The sequence below is a fragment of the Methylobacterium sp. WL103 genome, from assembly GCF_008039885.1.
In the GTDB taxonomy this organism is placed as follows: Bacteria; Pseudomonadota; Alphaproteobacteria; order Rhizobiales; family Beijerinckiaceae; genus Methylobacterium; species Methylobacterium cerastii.
This window is the reverse complement of the sequence record NZ_VRUX01001123.1, coordinates 1-750: the sequence shown is the minus strand read 5'-3', so window position 1 is coordinate 750 and position 750 is coordinate 1. Positions and strand designations below refer to the sequence as shown.

Sequence of the window (750 nt, the reverse complement as noted above, 5' to 3'; positions counted from 1 at the left end):
GCCAACAGCCTGCTCAAGCTGCCGCCGGAACGGGCCGCCGCGATCATCCTGGCGGCGGTGGAGCGCCGGCAGGGCCGGGTGCTCGTCGGCACGGACGCGAAGCTGGTCGCGCTGATCGAGCGCCTCGTTCCGGTCTCGTACTGGAGCCTCATCCAGAAGCTGATCCCGCGCGGCCGCGCCGCGACCTGAGCGCGGATCGCCGCGGGCCGGCCCCAAGACCTTGCCGCCGGGAGAGCGTGGCACACCTCCATTCGACCGGTCCCGGACCGAAGCGAAATACCGGCCTCGGACCGATGGGAAGTGGAGCGCGCCGATGGACCACCCGATCGCCGACCCGGCCAAAACCGGTGCCGAGGAAGGCCTGCTCGGACGCTCGCAGGTTCGGGTCGACGGCCCGGCCAAGGTGACGGGCCGGGCGCGGTTCTCCTCCGACGTCCCGCTGAAGGGGTGCGGGCACGCGGCGCTCGTCACCAGCACGATCGTGCGCGGGCGCATCCGCGGCTTCGACCTCTCCGCGGCCATGGCGACGCCCGGGTGCCTGCGCGTCTTCACCCATCGCGACCTCGCCGGCCGGATCGCGCCGGTGAAGCACCTGATGGCCGGCGGCTACGCCAACAGCGCGCACCTTCCCCTCGGCTCCGATGAGGTCGCCTATGCCGGCCAGATCGTTGCCCTCGTCGTGGCCGAGACGCAGGAGGCGGCGACGGCGGCCGCCGCCCGCGTCCGCGTCGCGTACGCGGAGGCGCCGTT

At 73.5% G+C, this 750-nt stretch carries 2 pseudogenes; both read left to right on the top strand.

Features of this window, described 5'->3' with window-relative positions:
* Nucleotides 1-189 (top strand): annotated as a pseudogene (locus tag FV222_RS30335) (hypothetical protein); the annotation flags it as partial.
* 124 nt (nt 190-313) lie between these two features.
* A pseudogene (locus FV222_RS28185) lies at nt 314-750 on the top strand (xanthine dehydrogenase family protein molybdopterin-binding subunit); the annotation flags it as partial.